The sequence below is a fragment of the Nonomuraea sp. NPDC048901 genome (assembly GCF_040649695.1).
In the GTDB taxonomy this organism is placed as follows: Bacteria; Actinomycetota; Actinomycetes; order Streptosporangiales; family Streptosporangiaceae; genus Nonomuraea.
On record NZ_JBEZFW010000008.1, the window covers coordinates 262,362 to 277,130 of the forward strand.

The window sequence follows — 14,769 nt, forward strand, 5'->3', positions numbered from 1 at the left end:
ATTCCTGGGAACGCGAGCCCCCGAGCAGCGGATCGACATGAAGCGTGGCCGGAATCCACAGAGAACTTCCAGCTCACGCCTCGGCGAGCGTCTCACGGCCCGCTTTCACGCGAGCGATGTAGGCCGATACGTCGAACGGGACGTTCCTCTCAGAGCCCATGCCGCGATCATGCCACCCAGCAGAGCCGCGCCGTGGAGGTCGGCGAGGGCGGTGACCGTGACGGCGACGACCGCGAGGACGACGGGGAAGAGCCACAAGGGCAGCCGCTCGTGGCGGGTCACCAGCTGGAACCCGACCACAGTGAGGGCGATCGTCACCACCCAGCTCCAGATGCCGCTGGAGGGCGCGAGGGCGGACGCGCCCAGCATCACCGCGTAGAAGGCGCCCACGGAGCGCTCCAGTGACCCCTCGCAGGCGATGGCCAGCCCTGCCGCCAGGCCGCACAAGGCGATCGAGTTTCCGGCTCCCGGGTCGTTGAACAGGTATCCGGCCGCCTGCCCGGCCACGGCGCCCGCGCCGTACAGGATGAGCCATCGGGCGGGCCCGAGCGAGCGCTCGGCGAGGTAGCCGAGCACCGTCAGGAACGCCAGGTTGAACAGGGTGCCGAACACACCGCTGTCCTGGACGACGAGGGAGGTCCCCAGCCGCCACCATTCCCCGGCGCGGATGGCCGCCGGGTCGCGCATGAGTGCGGGCTCCAGGCCGGGGAGGAAGAACTGGAGGACACTCGGCACGGCGGTCACGACGAGGACCGAGGCGGTGACGATCGGTTTGACCATGGGCTCAGCCTCACACTGATCTGCGGATCGCGGCAGTGCAGAATGTAAGCCACTGAACCAGGACAAATGTCACGGGTCAGGCAGTGGCGAGTTCGGGCTCCCTGACGGACGGGCTGGCAGTGACCACCGCGGGCTCCTCGCGCGGCAGGAAGCGGGCGGCCACCGCGATCGCCACGCCCAGCACCACCGCTATCCCGAGCGCGACACGCAGCGACGTGGCGTCCGTCAGGAAGCCGATCACCACCGGGCCGAGCAGCAGTCCCGCGTAGCCCATGGCCCCCGCCTGGGCGATCGCCGGGCCGGGGGTGTCGGTGGCGGTCCCGGCCAGCGAGAGCGTCATCGGCGAGATCGTCGCCACGCCGAGGCCGACGAAGAACATCGCCAGCACCGCCACCAGCGGCGCGGGCGCGACCAGGACGACCGCGAAGAACCCCGCCGTGGCCACGCCGGAGGCCGTCATGATGCCGCGTACCCCGAAGCGCGTCCGCAGCCTGTCGCCGGTGAGCCTGGCGACCAGCATGCCCACCTCGAAGACCGGGTAGCCGAGCGCGGCCAGCGCCTCCGGCGCGCCCAGGGTGTCGCGCATGAACAGCCCGTTCCAGTCGGCGACCGTGCCCTCCACCATGAACGCGAAGAACATCAGAGCGCCGAGCAGATAGACGATCGGGGGCAGGCGGCGACCGGCCTTGGCGGTGGTCGACACGGCCGGGGCCTCGGGCAGGTACGTACGGCCCAGCAGGACCATCACCGGCAGCGAGACCAGGCCGACCAGCGCCACGTTCACGGTGAACGACAATCCCAGGGCGATCGACAGGCTGCCCACAGCGCCGGCCGAGATCGCGCCCACGCACCAACCCGCATGCATGCCGTTCAGCAGTGGGCGCCCGTAGGCCCGCTCGACCGTGGACCCCTGGGCGTTCATCGCGATGTCCACCATGCCGAACGCCATGCCGAAGAACGCGGCCGCGACCAGCAGCAGCGGGAGGTTCGGCGCGAAGGCCACGCCCACCAGGCCGAGCGCCGTCAGCGGGCCGCCGATCCGCAGGACGGTCTTGCTGCCCGCCCGGCTCATGACCCGGCGCATGGACTGCATGGTGATCAGCGCGCCCACACCCCACGCCAGCAGGATCAGGCCGACCGCCGACTCGGACAGCCCGAGCTTGTCGGTCAACGCCGGGATGCGCACGGTCATCGTGCCCACCAGGAGTCCGGCCAGGACGAAGGTAAGGACTGCCCCGAAACGGGCAATCCTCAAGTCGCGAACCATTGGTACATACCTCGCAAATCACTCATTAACTGGCATGCGGCGCGGCCCGGAGCTCATAGTGCGAGCTCGGGCGCGAAGAAAGGTGGTGGAAGGGGGAGGTTAGGGTTTGAGGAGGGCGCGACAGCGAGCCTCCAGGGCGCGCAGGTCGCTCTCGGCGTGGAGGCCGGGATCGTGGCTCGCCACGTCCCACAGCCCTTCACACGCCAGCCGGACGATCTGGGACGCCACCCGGTCGGGCTCGTCGTCCAGCCCCTCGCGGTGCCAGCGGGCCATGGCCTCGCGGATCGGCGCGAGCAGGAAGAGATTGCCCGACGCCCCCGTGACCACGGCCCATCGTCGCAGTCGGTTGGAGCGCACGGCCTCAAGCGTCGCCGCGAGGTAGCGCTCGGTGTAGGTGGGGTCGCCCTGGGCGGCCATCAGCTCGTCGAAGTCGTCGATCAGCCGCTCCACCATGCCCTTGATCAGGGCTTCCTTGGAGGAGAAGTGATAGAGGAGGCCGCCCTTGCTCACACCGGCCCGATCGGCCACCGCGGACAGGGTCAGCGCGGTCGAGCCCTGGTCGCAGAGGAGATCCTCTGCCGCGTCCAGTAGCTCGTCCCTTCTCATGCCTCTACTGTACCGTCCGGACGGTACAGTGGCAAAGGGGATACGATTTCCTGGTGAGCAGACCGTCGGCCTACCTTGATCACGCGGCGACCACGCCCATGCTTCCCGAGGCGATCGAGGCCATGACGGAGCAACTCGGCCTGGTCGGCAACGCGTCCTCGCTGCACGCGACCGGCCGCCGAGTGCGCAGAGTGGTCGAAGAATCGCGCGAGACCATCGCCGACACGCTGGGCGCCAGGCCGAGCGAGGTGGTGTTCACCTCGGGCGGCACCGAGGCCGACAACCTCGCCGTCAAGGGCCTCTACTGGGCGCGCCGGCCGAGGAAGCGGGTGCTGGTCAGCTCGGTCGAGCACCACGCCACCCTCGATCCGGCCCACTGGCTGGCCGACAGCCAGGGCGCGCGCGTCGAGCTGCTGGAGGTCGACGAGCTCGGCCGGGTGCATCCCGACACGCTGCGCGCCGCCATCGCCCGCGACCCCGACGACGTCGCCATGATCAGCGTCATGTGGGCCAACAACGAGGTGGGCACGGTCCAGCCGGTGCACGTGCTGGCCGCCATCGCCCACGACAGCGGCATCCCCTTCCACACCGACGCCGTGCAGGCGGTCGGGCAGCTGCCGGTGTCGTTCGCCGACTCCGGCGCCGACGCGCTGACGGTGACCGGCCACAAGGTCGGCGGCCCGATGGGCGTGGGCGCGCTGCTGCTGGCCCGCGGGATGACTCCGGTCTCGGTCATGCACGGCGGCGGCCAGGAGCGAGACGTACGCTCAGGCACGCTCGACGCGCCCGCCATCGCCGGCCTCGCCACCGCCATCCGGGTCGCGGTCAAGGAGCAGGAGTCGCTGAGCCGCCGCCTGACCGCGCTGCGGGACGAACTGATCCAGCGCGTACGGCAGGCGGTCCCCGACGTGCTCCTCAACGGCGACCCGACGGACCGGCTGCCGGGAAACGCCCACTTCTCCTTCCCCGGCTGCGAAGGCGACGCCCTGCTCATGCTGCTCGACGCCAAGGGCGTGGAGTGCTCGACCGGGTCCGCCTGCTCGGCCGGGGTGGCCCAGCCCTCCCACGTACTCCTGGCGATGGGCGCCGACTCGGCGGCGGCCAGGGGCTCGCTCAGGTTCTCCCTCGGCCACACCTCGACCCACGACGACGTTGACCGGCTGATCGAAGTGCTCCCGGCGGCGGTCGAACGCGCCCGCCGCGCCGGCCTGAGCTAGCCGTACTGACCACGGACGTTCGCCGGGCATCCGCTCCCCCAGAGGGGATCCCTTCTCAGGAACCCCGAAGGGTATCCCTCTCAAGGGACCCCAGCCACCACGGACCGTCACAGGGGCCGAGACGGTCGCGTGACGGACCAAATCAGTTGATGAAGGCCACCACCGCGCTCCACGCGGGATCGGTGGCCACGTCGACCCGTGGCTCCCCTTCCTCCCAGCCCACGATCAGCTCCTTGGCGTGGATCGCCGCGTCGCCGGTCGGGTCGGCGTAGATGTGGATGACCCGGTGGCTCTCCGCGCTCAGGTGCGCCACCAGCACGGCGTCGTCGTGGAGCTTGAGCAGCCGCGCCGCCAGCCGTTCCTCGAAGTCGCGCAGCGCCGTCAGCGACTCCCCGACGGGCAGCCCGTTCTCGTCGCGGTGCGCGTACGGGAGCGTGATCGCGATGTGCTGGTCGAAGAGCGGATAGTCGACCGGCCGCAGCGGATAGCGGGCGGTGGCGACCAGCGGCGCGCCGGCCGCCGTCTGGCCCTCCAGCAACGCCCACTGCTCCTGTTCGTAGCCGGAGGCCAGGTCGGCCACCACGGCGGGCAGGTGTACGGCGGCGACCGAGTCGATCGGCTGGAACGTCGCCGGGGTGATCTCGCCCACCCAGCGGGCCACATCGTCCTCGCCCAGCAGCCAGTCGAGGGCCAGCAGCGTGGTCTCCAGCCGGGTCTCCTCGTCGAGCTGGCCGAAGATCGGGTGGTAGGCGGCCACGTCCACGCGCGGCGAGTTGGGCGGCACCCGCAGCCCCAGCATCAGCTTGTCGAAGGCGAACTCGAAGCCGCCCACGTCGATCGTCAGCTCCAGCGCCTGCGGGTTGACCTGGCGCGACGGATGGAACTCCCACAGCAGGTCGGCGGGCGGCGCCCCCTTGACCAGGCGGTGCGCCAGCGAGCGCAGCTCGGCGTCGCCGGCGGCGGTCACGACCAGCGCGTGCGCCGCGTCCCTGCCGGGAGCCACCTCCCAGACCAGGCCGGGATGCACCGCGGCCACGGCCGGGGCGATCTTCTCCCACAGCAGCTCGGCGTCACCGGCGGCCACCAGCGAGTCGAGCTCCGGCCTGGTCTCCTCCCACCACGCCCAGAACGGCGCGATGCCGTCACTCGGCTCGATGGGCTCTTCGTCGTCGTCCTTGCGCCCGAACAGTCGCATGGCCTGAATACTCCCAGACGCGGAGCCCGGTTGTGCAGATGGCCGAGCAGGCTTGGCGGGACAGTACGCTGGAATGGTCATGGGATTGCGTGTGCTTGCCGCCATGTCGGGCGGCGTCGACTCCGCCGTGGCCGCCGCCCGGATCGCCGAGGCCGGTCACGACGTCACTGGTGTGCATCTGGCCTTGTCGGCCAACCCCCAATCCCACCGCACGGGGGCCAGGGGCTGCTGTACGGTCGAGGACTCCCGCGACGCGCGGCGCGCCGCCGACGTGATCGGCATCCCGTTCTACATCTGGGACATGGCCGAGCGCTTCCAGCGCGACGTGGTCGAGGACTTCGTGGCCGAATACGCGGCGGGCCGCACGCCCAACCCGTGCCTGCGGTGCAACGAGAAGATCAAGTTCTCGGCGGTGCTCGACCGGGCGCTCGCGCTGGGCTTCGACGCGGTCGCCACCGGCCACCACGCCAGGCTGGTCGACGGCGTGCTGTCGAGGAGCGCCGACCAGGGCAAGGACCAGTCCTACGTGCTGGGCGTGCTCACCCGCGAGCAGCTCGGCCACGCGATCTTCCCGTTGGGCGACTCGACCAAGGCCGAGGTACGCGAGGAGGCCGCCAGGCGCGGCCTGACGGTCGCCGACAAGCCCGACAGCCACGACATCTGCTTCATCGCCGACGGCGACACCCGCGGCTTCCTGGCCAAGCGGCTCGGCTCGGCCGAAGGGCCGATCGTCGACCAGGAGGGCGAGGTCGTCGGCAACCACCACGGCGCCCACGGCTTCACGATCGGCCAGCGCAAGGGCCTGCACATCGACCGGCCCGCCGCTGACGGCAGGCCGCGCTACGTGCTGTCGATCGAGCCGGTGTCCAACACGGTCACGGTGGGGCCGCGCTCAGCGCTGGAGGTCACCTCGATCACCTGCGGCCGGCCGGTCTGGAACGGGCCGACGGCCTCGACGGCCTCGCCGGGCGAGCTGAGGGTGCAACTGCGGGCCCACGGCGAGGTCTACGGGTGCCACTTCGAGGAGGTCGGCGACGGGCTGCGCATCACGCTCGACCGCCCCGCCACGGGGGTCGCGGCGGGGCAGGCGGCGGTGCTCTATTCGGGCGAGACCGTGATCGGCTCGGCCACCATCGCCTCGGCCGGCTGATCTAAAAGCAGCCCGGCTGATCTAAAGCAGCTCAGCTGATCTCAGGGCAGGTCGACCGACTCGCCGACCTTGAGCCGCCGCATGTCGGCGTGCTGCTTGTCGGACTCCAGCTTCAGGTAGTTGTCGATCAGGCTGAGGCCGATGTCGTTGAGCAGCCCGTCATGCGTGGAGAACGCCCTGGCCGGCCGGATCGTCCGCAGGTAGTCGACCGTCTCCAGGAGCTTCAGCCAAGGGGCGTTCGTCGGCACCAGGAGGGTGGGCACCTCGACGCCCGGCACCGTCAGCGCGTCACCGGGGTAGAAGACCTCGTCATCGAGCATGAAGCCGACATTCTGCGCGATCGGCACGTCAGGGTGATTCTTGGCATGCCACTCGCCGAACACCTTCACCTCGAACCCCGCCGCGGTGAAGTCGTCGCCATGCCGTACGACCTGCACCTTCCCCGGAACCTCCGTCAACTGGGCGGCGACCGCCTCGCAGGTCCAGATCTCCAGGTCGGAAGAGGCGGCCTTGAGCCGCTCGACGTCGACGTGGTCCATGTGCTCGTGGGTGATGAGCACCGCGCCGGCACCGTCGAGGACGGGGCCCTCGGTGAAGGCGCCAGGGTCGACGACGAGGACGTTGCCGTCCTTCTCCAGCCGCACGCACGCGTGGCCGTATTTGGTCAGCTTCATATTCGAGAGCCTACGCTTGGCCCATGTCGATGTTCGAAGCCACCGGGGTTGGGTCGCATCCGGGTGAGGATCATTTCGAGGCCCTCCGAGTGGTATTCGGTGAGTTGCCCGGCCTGCCGTACCTGCCCGAGTTGCCAGGCCGCGGCGTGGGCGCCGACCTGGTGGGGCGGACGGCGGCGCTGCTCGTGGACCTGCCGGTGGAGGTGCAGCCGTCGGGCTGGCGGCTGTCCGACCGGCCCGGTCGCGACCACCATCGGGCGGTCGACCATCTCAGGCGTGATCTCGACGGCCTGGAGGAGGTCGGGCACGACTACGCGGGGCCGCTCAAGCTGCAGGTCTGCGGGCCGTGGACGCTGGCGGGCGCCATCGAGCTCAAGTACGGCGACAAGATGCTCTCCGACGCCGGAGCCGTACGCGACCTGACCGCCTCGCTCGCTCAGGGCGTCGCCGACCACGTCGCGGAGGTGCGGCGGCGGCTGCCCGGAGTAACCGAGATCGTCCTGCAGCTCGACGAGCCCGGCCTGCCCGGCGTGCTCGCGGGTACCGTGCCGACCGCCTCGGGCTTCGGGCGGCTGGCCGCCGTGGAGGGCTCGCGGGTGGCGGAGTCGCTGCGCCTGTTCGGCGACCCGATCGTGCACTGCTGCGCGCCGTCGGTGCCGCTCCGCCTCCTTCGTACGGCCGGTGTCCGCGGCGTCTCGGTGGACGCCTCCCTGCTCAGCCGCAGGGACGACGACGCCGTGGGGGAGGCGCTGGAGGCGGGGCTGCTGCTGTTCCTCGGGGTGGTGCCGGGGACCGACACCCGGTTGCCCGATACCGGCGTCGTCGCCAGGCCGGCGGTGGATCTGTGGCGGCGGCTCGGGTTCCCGCCCGACAAGCTGGCCGGGCAGGTCGTGCTGACCCCGGCCTGCGGGCTCGCCGGAGCCTCTCCCGGCTACGCGCGGGCCGCCCTGGCCGCCTGCCGCAAGGGTGCCCAGGTGCTGCGTGACGATCCGGCAAGCGGGCTGCAAGCCGGATGAGTAGCCTCACGTTCATGATTTTTCGCACTGTGGCGGTCGGCGTCACGCTCCTGATCGCGTCCGCGTCGATCGCCGCTCCGGCCGCGGCCGCCGCCAACCCGGAGATCTGGAACTGGGGCTCCATCTACTCCTCCGACAAGGCGGGCAAGGCCAAGGGCAAGGTCGTCCTCGACCGGCCGGGGTTCGTGGTGAACGGCAAGCTTTACGACTTCCCCGGGCGGAGCGGGTGCTCGTGGCTGAAGTTCCGGTGGGTCAAGGATGACGGTGGCAGGGGCGCCAAGACGTTCCGCAATTGCTCGGGGACCAAGCCGCTGACGTTCTCCTTCCCGACCGGTTACATGCTCTCGATCGAGGGCCGGGTCTGCCGCGGCACGGCCGTGAAGGTCACCGGCAAGTGCTCGGGATGGGACGGCGTCTGGTCCCAGGGCGGCTGACCTCCGCCTCGGGCGTTGTGGAAGGTGCCCGTTGTCGGTGCTCGGCGATAGCGTTTGCCTAGGGTGTTTGACGGAAGGAGACCCTGGTGAGCGAGCCAAGCGTCGATGGCGTGCCCGTGGCCGCGCGTGAGCGGCACGCCGAGGTGAGCGAGCTGGTGGAAGAAGCCCGCTATCGCTATTACGTGCTCGACCGGCCCACGGTCAGCGACGCTCAGTTCGACGAGTGGTTCAACGAACTGCTCGCGCTGGAGGCGGCGCATCCGGGTCTCCAGACGCCCGACTCGCCGACGCAGAAGGTCGGCGCGCCGGTGGCCGGCGACTTCGCCAAGGTCGACCACCTGGCGCCGATGGAGAGCCTCGACAACGCCTTCGACCCGGCCGGGATGGCCGCGTGGCAGGCGCGGGCCGAGCGGCTGGCCGAGGGCGAGCCAGGCCCGTACCTCTGCGAGCTCAAGATCGACGGGCTGGCCATCGCGCTGGTCTACCGCGACGGCCGCCTGGAGCGCGGCGCGACCAGGGGCGACGGCCGGACGGGCGACGACGTGACGCCCAACGTACGCACCATCGAGGGCGTGCCCCACCGGCTCAAGGGAGCCGACGTCCCCAGCCTGATCGAGGTCCGGGGCGAGGTCTACATGCCGGTCGCGGAGTTCGGGCGGCTCAACGAGCAGCTGGTCGCGCAGGGGATCGCCCCCTTCGCCAACCCGCGCAACGCCTCGGCCGGCTCGCTGCGCCAGAAGGATCCGCGGATCTCCGCCCAGCGCCCGCTGCGCATGATCGTGCACGGTGTCGGCGTCTGGGAGGGCGCGGCCGAGCCCAAGGCGCAGTCCGAGGTCTACGAGCGGCTGCGCGAGTTCGGTCTGCCGGTCAGTGACCTCTACCAGGTGGTCGGCGGCCCTGCCGAGGTCGACGCCTTCATCGAGCACTACCGCGTGCACCGTCACGACCCGCCCTACGAGATCGACGGCGTGGTGGTCAAGGTCGACGACTTCCGCACCCAGCGCGAGCTCGGCTCCACCTCGCGGGCGCCGCGCTGGGCGATCGCCTACAAATACCCGCCAGAAGAGGTCAACACCAAGCTGCTCGACATCCAGGTGGGCGTCGGCCGCACGGGCCGCGTCACGCCGTTCGGTGTGATGGAGCCGATCAGTGTCGCCGGTTCCACCGTCGAGCGCGCCACGCTGCACAACGCCGCGGTGGTGGCCGCCAAGGGCGTGCTCATCGGTGACACCGTCGTGCTGCGCAAGGCGGGCGACGTCATCCCCGAGATCCTCAGCCCGGTCACCGACCTGCGTGACGGGTCCGAGCGGCCGTTCGTCATGCCGACCCACTGCCCCGAGTGCGGCACGGAGCTGGCCTACGAGCAGGAGGGCGACGCCGACCTGCGCTGCCCCAACGCCCGCGGCTGCCCCGCGCAGATCCGTGAGCGGTTGTTCTTCGCGGCCAGGCGCAGCGCGTTCGACATCGACGGGCTCGGCTACGTCGCGGCGACCGCGCTCAGCCAGCCGTTGCCGCCGCAGGAGCCGGTCGTACGCACAGAGGCCGACCTGTTCGATCTGACGCTCGACCAGCTGATCCCGATCAAGTCGGTGGTCCGCGACAAGGACAGCGGCCTGCCCAAGATCGATCCGAAGACGGGCGAGCAGAAGGTCGTCTCGTTCTTCTCCAACATCAACGGCGAGCCCAGCCAGAACGCCCACAAGCTCATCGAGGAATTGGCGCGGGCCAAGCAGGCGCCGCTGGCCAATGTCCTGGTCGCGCTGTCCATCCGCCATGTCGGGCCGCCCACGGCCCGCGACCTGGCCGCCGCCCTGCGCTCGATCGACGCCGTCATGGCGGCCTCGGAGGAGGAGCTGGCGGCCATCAAGGGCATCGGGCCGCGGGTGGCCGCCACGATCCGCGCCTGGTTCGAGGTCGACTGGCATCGCGAGATCATCACCCGCTGGCGGGCCGCGGGTGTCCGCATGGAGGACGAGCCCGCTCCCGAGAAGGGGCCGCAGACGCTCGAGGGCCTGACCTTCGTGGTGACGGGCACGCTGCCGGGCTTCACCCGCGACTCCGCCGCCGAGGCGCTCAGCGATCGGGGCGGCAAGGTCGCGAGCTCGGTGTCGAAGAAGACCTCGTTCCTGGTGGCGGGCGACAACGCCGGGTCCAAGTACGACAAGGCGGTCAGCCTGGGCGTGCCGATCCTCGACGGCGAAGGCTTCGGGGTGCTCCTCGCCGAAGGGCCGGAGGCGGCTTCGCGGGTGGCCGTCACTCCCCAGCCGTAGATCATATACGCGCTGTTGATGACGGGTATACTAAGAGTGATTTCGGGGTATATGTCCGAAGGATAAGTGACGGAACGTACGCGGTTGGTTTCGCGAAGTGGGGTGAAGGTCGTACCCTCCCATAGTGACCTAATGGGGGTTCTGTTACTGATGGCTGACCCAACCGACACCCGCGACACAGGGCCACGCGCCGGGACGCCTCTGTGGGCGTTCCTCGTTGGCATCACCGTGATCGGCTCCACCGCGCTGGCCGTGGCCATGCTCAGACTCGACCCGGCCGGCCTGGCGGAGCTCGCCCGTACGCCCTTGTTCTGGGTGCTGACCGCGCTCGTGGTGCTGGGCGAGCTCAGGCCCGTCATGGTCTCCTCGGCGACCGCCGTCGGCGGCACGTACCCCTCCACCATGTTCACCTTCGCCGTGCTCCTGCACTTCGGCCTGCCCGTGGCGGTGCTGATGCAGGCGGTGGCCGTGGTCATGAACGGCATCGTCACCCGCAAGGCGTGGCATCGGGTGATGTTCAACATCGCCCAGTCGACGCTCGCGCTGACCTCCGCCGCCGTCGTGCTCGGCCTGTTCGGCATCGTGCCGAGCCCGGCCGCGCCGTGGGTGCCCAGGGGCGCCGACCTGCTGGCGATCTTCCTGGCCGGCATCGCCTACTTCACCGTCAGGGCCGCGCTGGTGAGCGGCGCGGTGGCACTGCACGAGCGCCGGTCGATCACCCGCGTACTGAAGGCCAGTCTCGGCCCGCAGAGCCTCGTGTACGCCGCGCTGCTCGGCCTGGCGCCCCTGGTCGTCGTCGTGATGACCCATTCGCCCACTCTCGTACCGCTGTTCGTGGCGCCCCTGGCGGCGGTCTACTTCACCGCCACCCTGTCGATGCGCCGCGACCACCAGGCCATGCACGACGAGCTGACCGGCCTGCCCAACCGCAAGATGCTGATCGTGAGCACCGAGGAGGCGCTCGCCGAGGCCCGCCAGGACGAGCGGGTCGGCCTGTTCCTGCTCGACCTCGACCGGTTCAAAGAGGTCAACGACACGATGGGCCACCCGGTCGGTGACCGGCTGCTGCAGATGGTCGCCCACCGGCTCACCCATTCCGTACGCCCCGGCGACGTCGTGGCCAGGCTGGGCGGTGACGAGTTCGCCGTACTCCTGCCCTCGATCAGGGACGCCCACGCGGCCCGCGAGGTGGCCGCCCGGCTGCGCGCGGCGCTCACCGAGCCGGTACGCCTGGAGGGCATGTCGTTCGACCTGGACGGCTCGGTCGGCATCGCGCTCTACCCCGACCACGCCCCTGACTTCGAGCTGCTGCTCCAGCGCGCCGACGTGGCCATGTACCTCGCCAAAGAGGGCCGCACCGGCGTGGAGCTCTACCAGCCGGACAAGGACCGCAACTCGCCCGAACGACTCAACCTCCTCGGCGACCTGCGGCGGGCCGTGGACAACCGCGAGCTCAGGCTGCACTACCAGCCCAAGGTCGGCATGGCCACCGGTGCCGTACACGGCATGGAAGCCCTGCTGCGCTGGCATCACCCGGTGCACGGTCAGATCCCGCCGTCGGAGTTCATCCCGCTGGCCGAGCAGTCCTACCTCATGCGCCAGCTCACCGAATACGTCATCGAGGCGGCCCTGGAGCAGGCCGCCCGCTGGTGGCACAGCGGCCTGCGGGTGCAGGTCTCGGTCAACATCTCCGCCCGCGACCTGCTCGACTCGGCCCTGCCCGAGCAGCTGGAGGCAGGGCTGGCCAAGCTCCGGCTGCCGCCGTCGGCGATCCAGCTGGAGGTCACCGAGCGCATCCTGATGGGCGACCAGGCCTACACGCACGAGACGATCAAGGCGCTGGCGGTGCTCGGCGTGCCGCTGTCCCTGGACGACTTCGGCACCGGCTACTCCTCGCTGATCAGGCTGCAGCGGCTGGCGGTGTCGGAGGTCAAGATCGACGCGTCGTTCGTCCGGCGCATCGCCGAGTCCGACGACGACTACCGGATCGTGCGCTCCATCGTCGACCTGGTCCGCTCGCTCGGCCTGAGCTCGGTCGCCGAGGGCGTCGAATCCGACGACGTGGCCATCCGGCTCACCGAGATGGGCTGCGACATGGGTCAGGGCTGGCTGTTCCACAAGCCCATGCCGCCCGCCGAGGCCACGGTCTGGCTGCGCGAACACATCGAGACCCAGCCGGAGATCGAGTACGGCTACCGCTCCGGGGTCACCCAGACCGCGTGACCCGGCGCAGCGGCCGCCGCGAGGGTGGAACCCCTGTGGCGAGGGTTAATGGGTTCGGTGCCGCTCCGTCAAGGCCCCTAGGATGACAGTGTCCCAACTCCATCCACGAAACGGGTTACACGACTCATGTCCGCCATAACCCGCGACGAGGTCGCACACCTGGCCCGGTTGTCCAGGCTGGCCCTCACCGACGACGAACTCGACCATTACGCCACGCAGCTCGATGCCATCATCGAGTCGGTCGCGAAAGTGGCAGAGGTCGCCGCCGAGGACGTTCCGCCTTCGTCGCACGCGCTTCCGCTGACCAATGTCTTCCGCGCCGACGAGGTGCGACAGTCCCTGACGCCCGAGCAAGCGCTGTCCGGCGCGCCGGCCGTCGAGGACGACCGCTTCCGGGTGCCGCGCATCCTTGGGGAGGAGGCATGAGCCTGATCCACAAGACCGCCGCCGAGCTGGGCGCACTGATCGCCGGTGGCGAGGTCATGGCCGTCGAGGTGGCCGAGGCGCATCTCGACCGCATGGCCGAGGTCGAGCCCAAGATCAACGCGTTCCTGCACGTCGATCGCGAGACCACCGTCGAGCAGGCCAGGGCCGTCGACGCCCGGCTGGGCGCCGGTGAGCGGCTCGGCCCGCTGGCCGGGGTGCCGATCGCGCACAAGGACATCTTCGCCACCTCCGACATGCCGACGACGGCCGCGTCCAAGATCCTCGAAGGCTGGCGCCCGCCGTACGACGCGACCGTCACGAGCCGCCTGCGCGCGGCCGGGCTGGTCATCCTCGGCAAGACGAACCTCGACGAGTTCGCGATGGGCTCCTCCACGGAGAACTCCGCCTACGGCCCCACGCGCAACCCGTGGGACCTGTCCAGGATCCCCGGCGGGTCGTCCGGTGGTTCCAGCGCCGCCGTCGCCGCGTACGAGGCGCCGCTGTCCACCGGCACCGACACCGGCGGCTCGATCCGGCAGCCCGCGTCCGTGACCGGCATCGTGGGCATGAAGCCCACCTACGGCGGTTCGTCGCGCTATGGCCTGATCGCGTTCGCCAGCTCGCTCGACACGCCGGGCCCGTTCGCCCGCAACGTGCTCGACGCGGCGCTGCTGCACGAGGCGTTCTCCGGGCACGACCCGATGGACTCCACCTCGATCGACGCGCCCGTGCCGTCCGTGGTCGAGGCCGCCCGGCAGGCCGACATCTCCGGCATGCGCGTCGGCGTGGTCAAGGAGTTCGGCGGCGACGGCTACCAGCCTGGCGTGCTGGCCCGCTTCCACGAGGCCGTCGAGCTGCTCGAATCGCTCGGCGCCAAGGTCGTCGAGGTCTCCTGCCCGTCGTTCTCGACCGCGCTGCCCGCCTACTACCTGATCGCGCCGTCGGAGTGCTCCTCCAACCTGGCGCGCTTCGACGCCATGCGCTACGGCCTGCGCGTCGGCGACGACGGCACCCGCAGCGCCGAGGAGGTCATGGCGCTGACCAGGGCCGCCGGCTTCGGGCCCGAGGTCAAGCGGCGCATCATGCTCGGCACCTACGCGCTGTCGAGCGGCTACTACGACGCCTACTACGGCCAGGCGCAGAAGGTCCGCACGGTCATCTCGCGCGAGTTCGAGGCCGCCTACCACCAGGTGGACGTGCTGGTATCGCCGACGACGCCGACGACGGCGTTCCCGATCGGCGAGCGCGCCGACGACCCGATGGCCATGTACCTCGCCGACCTGTGCACGATCCCGTCCAACCTGTCGGGCAACGCGGCCATCTCGGTCCCGTGCGGCCTGGCCGACGAGGACGGGCTGCCGGTCGGCCTGCAGATCATGGCCCCGGTGCTGGGCGACGACCGCTGCTACCGGGTCGGTGCCGCGGTCGAGCAGGCCCTGGAAAGCCGCTGGGGCGGCAGCCTGCTGTCCAAGGCTCCGGCGCTGTAGGGAATTTTGATTTTGTAGGGAGAG

The 14,769-nt window shown here is 70.4% G+C and carries 13 protein-coding genes; 8 read left to right on the forward strand and 5 right to left on the reverse strand.

The features are described 5' to 3' along the window. Positions 1-105 precede the first annotated feature (105 nt). The 3 genes from AB0C30_RS28590 to AB0C30_RS28600 form a co-directional block, all read right to left on the reverse strand. Positions 106-780: a rhomboid family intramembrane serine protease gene (locus tag AB0C30_RS28590; RefSeq protein ID WP_357950130.1), complete on the reverse strand. Its 675-nt coding sequence runs from the start codon at positions 778-780 to the stop codon at positions 106-108. Positions 781-856: 76 nt separating this feature from the next. Next, positions 857-2,035: an MFS transporter gene (locus AB0C30_RS28595; protein ID WP_357950133.1), complete on the reverse strand. Its 1,179-nt coding sequence runs from the start codon at positions 2,033-2,035 to the stop codon at positions 857-859. Positions 2,036-2,146: 111 nt separating this feature from the next. Continuing rightward, on the reverse strand, positions 2,147-2,653 hold the full coding sequence (locus AB0C30_RS28600; protein WP_357643534.1) for a TetR/AcrR family transcriptional regulator: 507 nt from the start codon (positions 2,651-2,653) through the stop codon (positions 2,147-2,149). A 53-nt stretch (positions 2,654-2,706) separates the two neighbouring features. Here AB0C30_RS28600 and AB0C30_RS28605 point away from each other — a divergent pair, with 53 nt between their 5' ends. Beyond that, the gene (locus tag AB0C30_RS28605) at positions 2,707-3,870 is read left to right on the forward strand and encodes a cysteine desulfurase family protein (protein WP_357950135.1); all 1,164 of its coding nucleotides are present in this window, start codon (positions 2,707-2,709) and stop codon (positions 3,868-3,870) included. 142 nt (positions 3,871-4,012) lie between these two features. On the opposite strand, the gene AB0C30_RS28610 is transcribed toward AB0C30_RS28605, so the two are convergent. Further along, positions 4,013-5,065: a DUF695 domain-containing protein gene (locus AB0C30_RS28610; protein ID WP_357950137.1), complete on the reverse strand. Its 1,053-nt coding sequence runs from the start codon at positions 5,063-5,065 to the stop codon at positions 4,013-4,015. Positions 5,066-5,144: 79 nt separating this feature from the next. Between AB0C30_RS28610 and mnmA the strand changes: the two genes are divergently transcribed. After that, entirely contained in the window at positions 5,145-6,215 is a 1,071-nt protein-coding gene (gene mnmA, locus AB0C30_RS28615) for a tRNA 2-thiouridine(34) synthase MnmA (RefSeq protein WP_357950140.1), read from the forward strand. A 41-nt stretch (positions 6,216-6,256) separates the two neighbouring features. Here the strand turns inward: mnmA and AB0C30_RS28620 are convergent, their stop codons facing one another. Continuing rightward, a complete protein-coding gene (locus AB0C30_RS28620) occupies positions 6,257-6,889 on the reverse strand; it encodes an MBL fold metallo-hydrolase (protein WP_357950143.1) in 633 nt (210 codons plus the stop codon). Between the two features lie 23 nt (positions 6,890-6,912). Between AB0C30_RS28620 and AB0C30_RS28625 the strand changes: the two genes are divergently transcribed. The 6 genes from AB0C30_RS28625 (at position 6,913) to gatA (ending at position 14,745) form a co-directional block, all read left to right on the forward strand. Continuing rightward, the gene (locus AB0C30_RS28625) at positions 6,913-7,905 is read left to right on the forward strand and encodes a methionine synthase (protein ID WP_357950146.1); all 993 of its coding nucleotides are present in this window, start codon (positions 6,913-6,915) and stop codon (positions 7,903-7,905) included. Between the two features lie 14 nt (positions 7,906-7,919). After that, positions 7,920-8,339 carry a hypothetical protein gene (locus tag AB0C30_RS28630; protein ID WP_357950149.1) on the forward strand — a complete coding sequence of 140 codons (420 nt, stop codon included), beginning with the start codon at positions 7,920-7,922 and terminating at the stop codon, positions 8,337-8,339. Between the two features lie 86 nt (positions 8,340-8,425). After that, on the forward strand, positions 8,426-10,609 hold the full coding sequence (gene ligA / locus AB0C30_RS28635; protein ID WP_357950152.1) for an NAD-dependent DNA ligase LigA: 2,184 nt from the start codon (positions 8,426-8,428) through the stop codon (positions 10,607-10,609). Between the two features lie 150 nt (positions 10,610-10,759). Continuing rightward, positions 10,760-12,832: an EAL domain-containing protein gene (locus AB0C30_RS28640; protein ID WP_357950155.1), complete on the forward strand. Its 2,073-nt coding sequence runs from the start codon at positions 10,760-10,762 to the stop codon at positions 12,830-12,832. A 126-nt stretch (positions 12,833-12,958) separates the two neighbouring features. Beyond that, positions 12,959-13,258, forward strand: coding sequence for an Asp-tRNA(Asn)/Glu-tRNA(Gln) amidotransferase subunit GatC (gatC, locus tag AB0C30_RS28645; protein WP_101787882.1), 300 nt, complete (start codon positions 12,959-12,961; stop codon positions 13,256-13,258). Next, the gene (gatA, locus tag AB0C30_RS28650) at positions 13,255-14,745 is read left to right on the forward strand and encodes an Asp-tRNA(Asn)/Glu-tRNA(Gln) amidotransferase subunit GatA (protein WP_357950158.1); all 1,491 of its coding nucleotides are present in this window, start codon (positions 13,255-13,257) and stop codon (positions 14,743-14,745) included. The genes gatC and gatA overlap by 4 nt, the downstream gene beginning before the upstream one ends. The last annotated feature ends 24 nt before the right edge of the window (positions 14,746-14,769 follow it).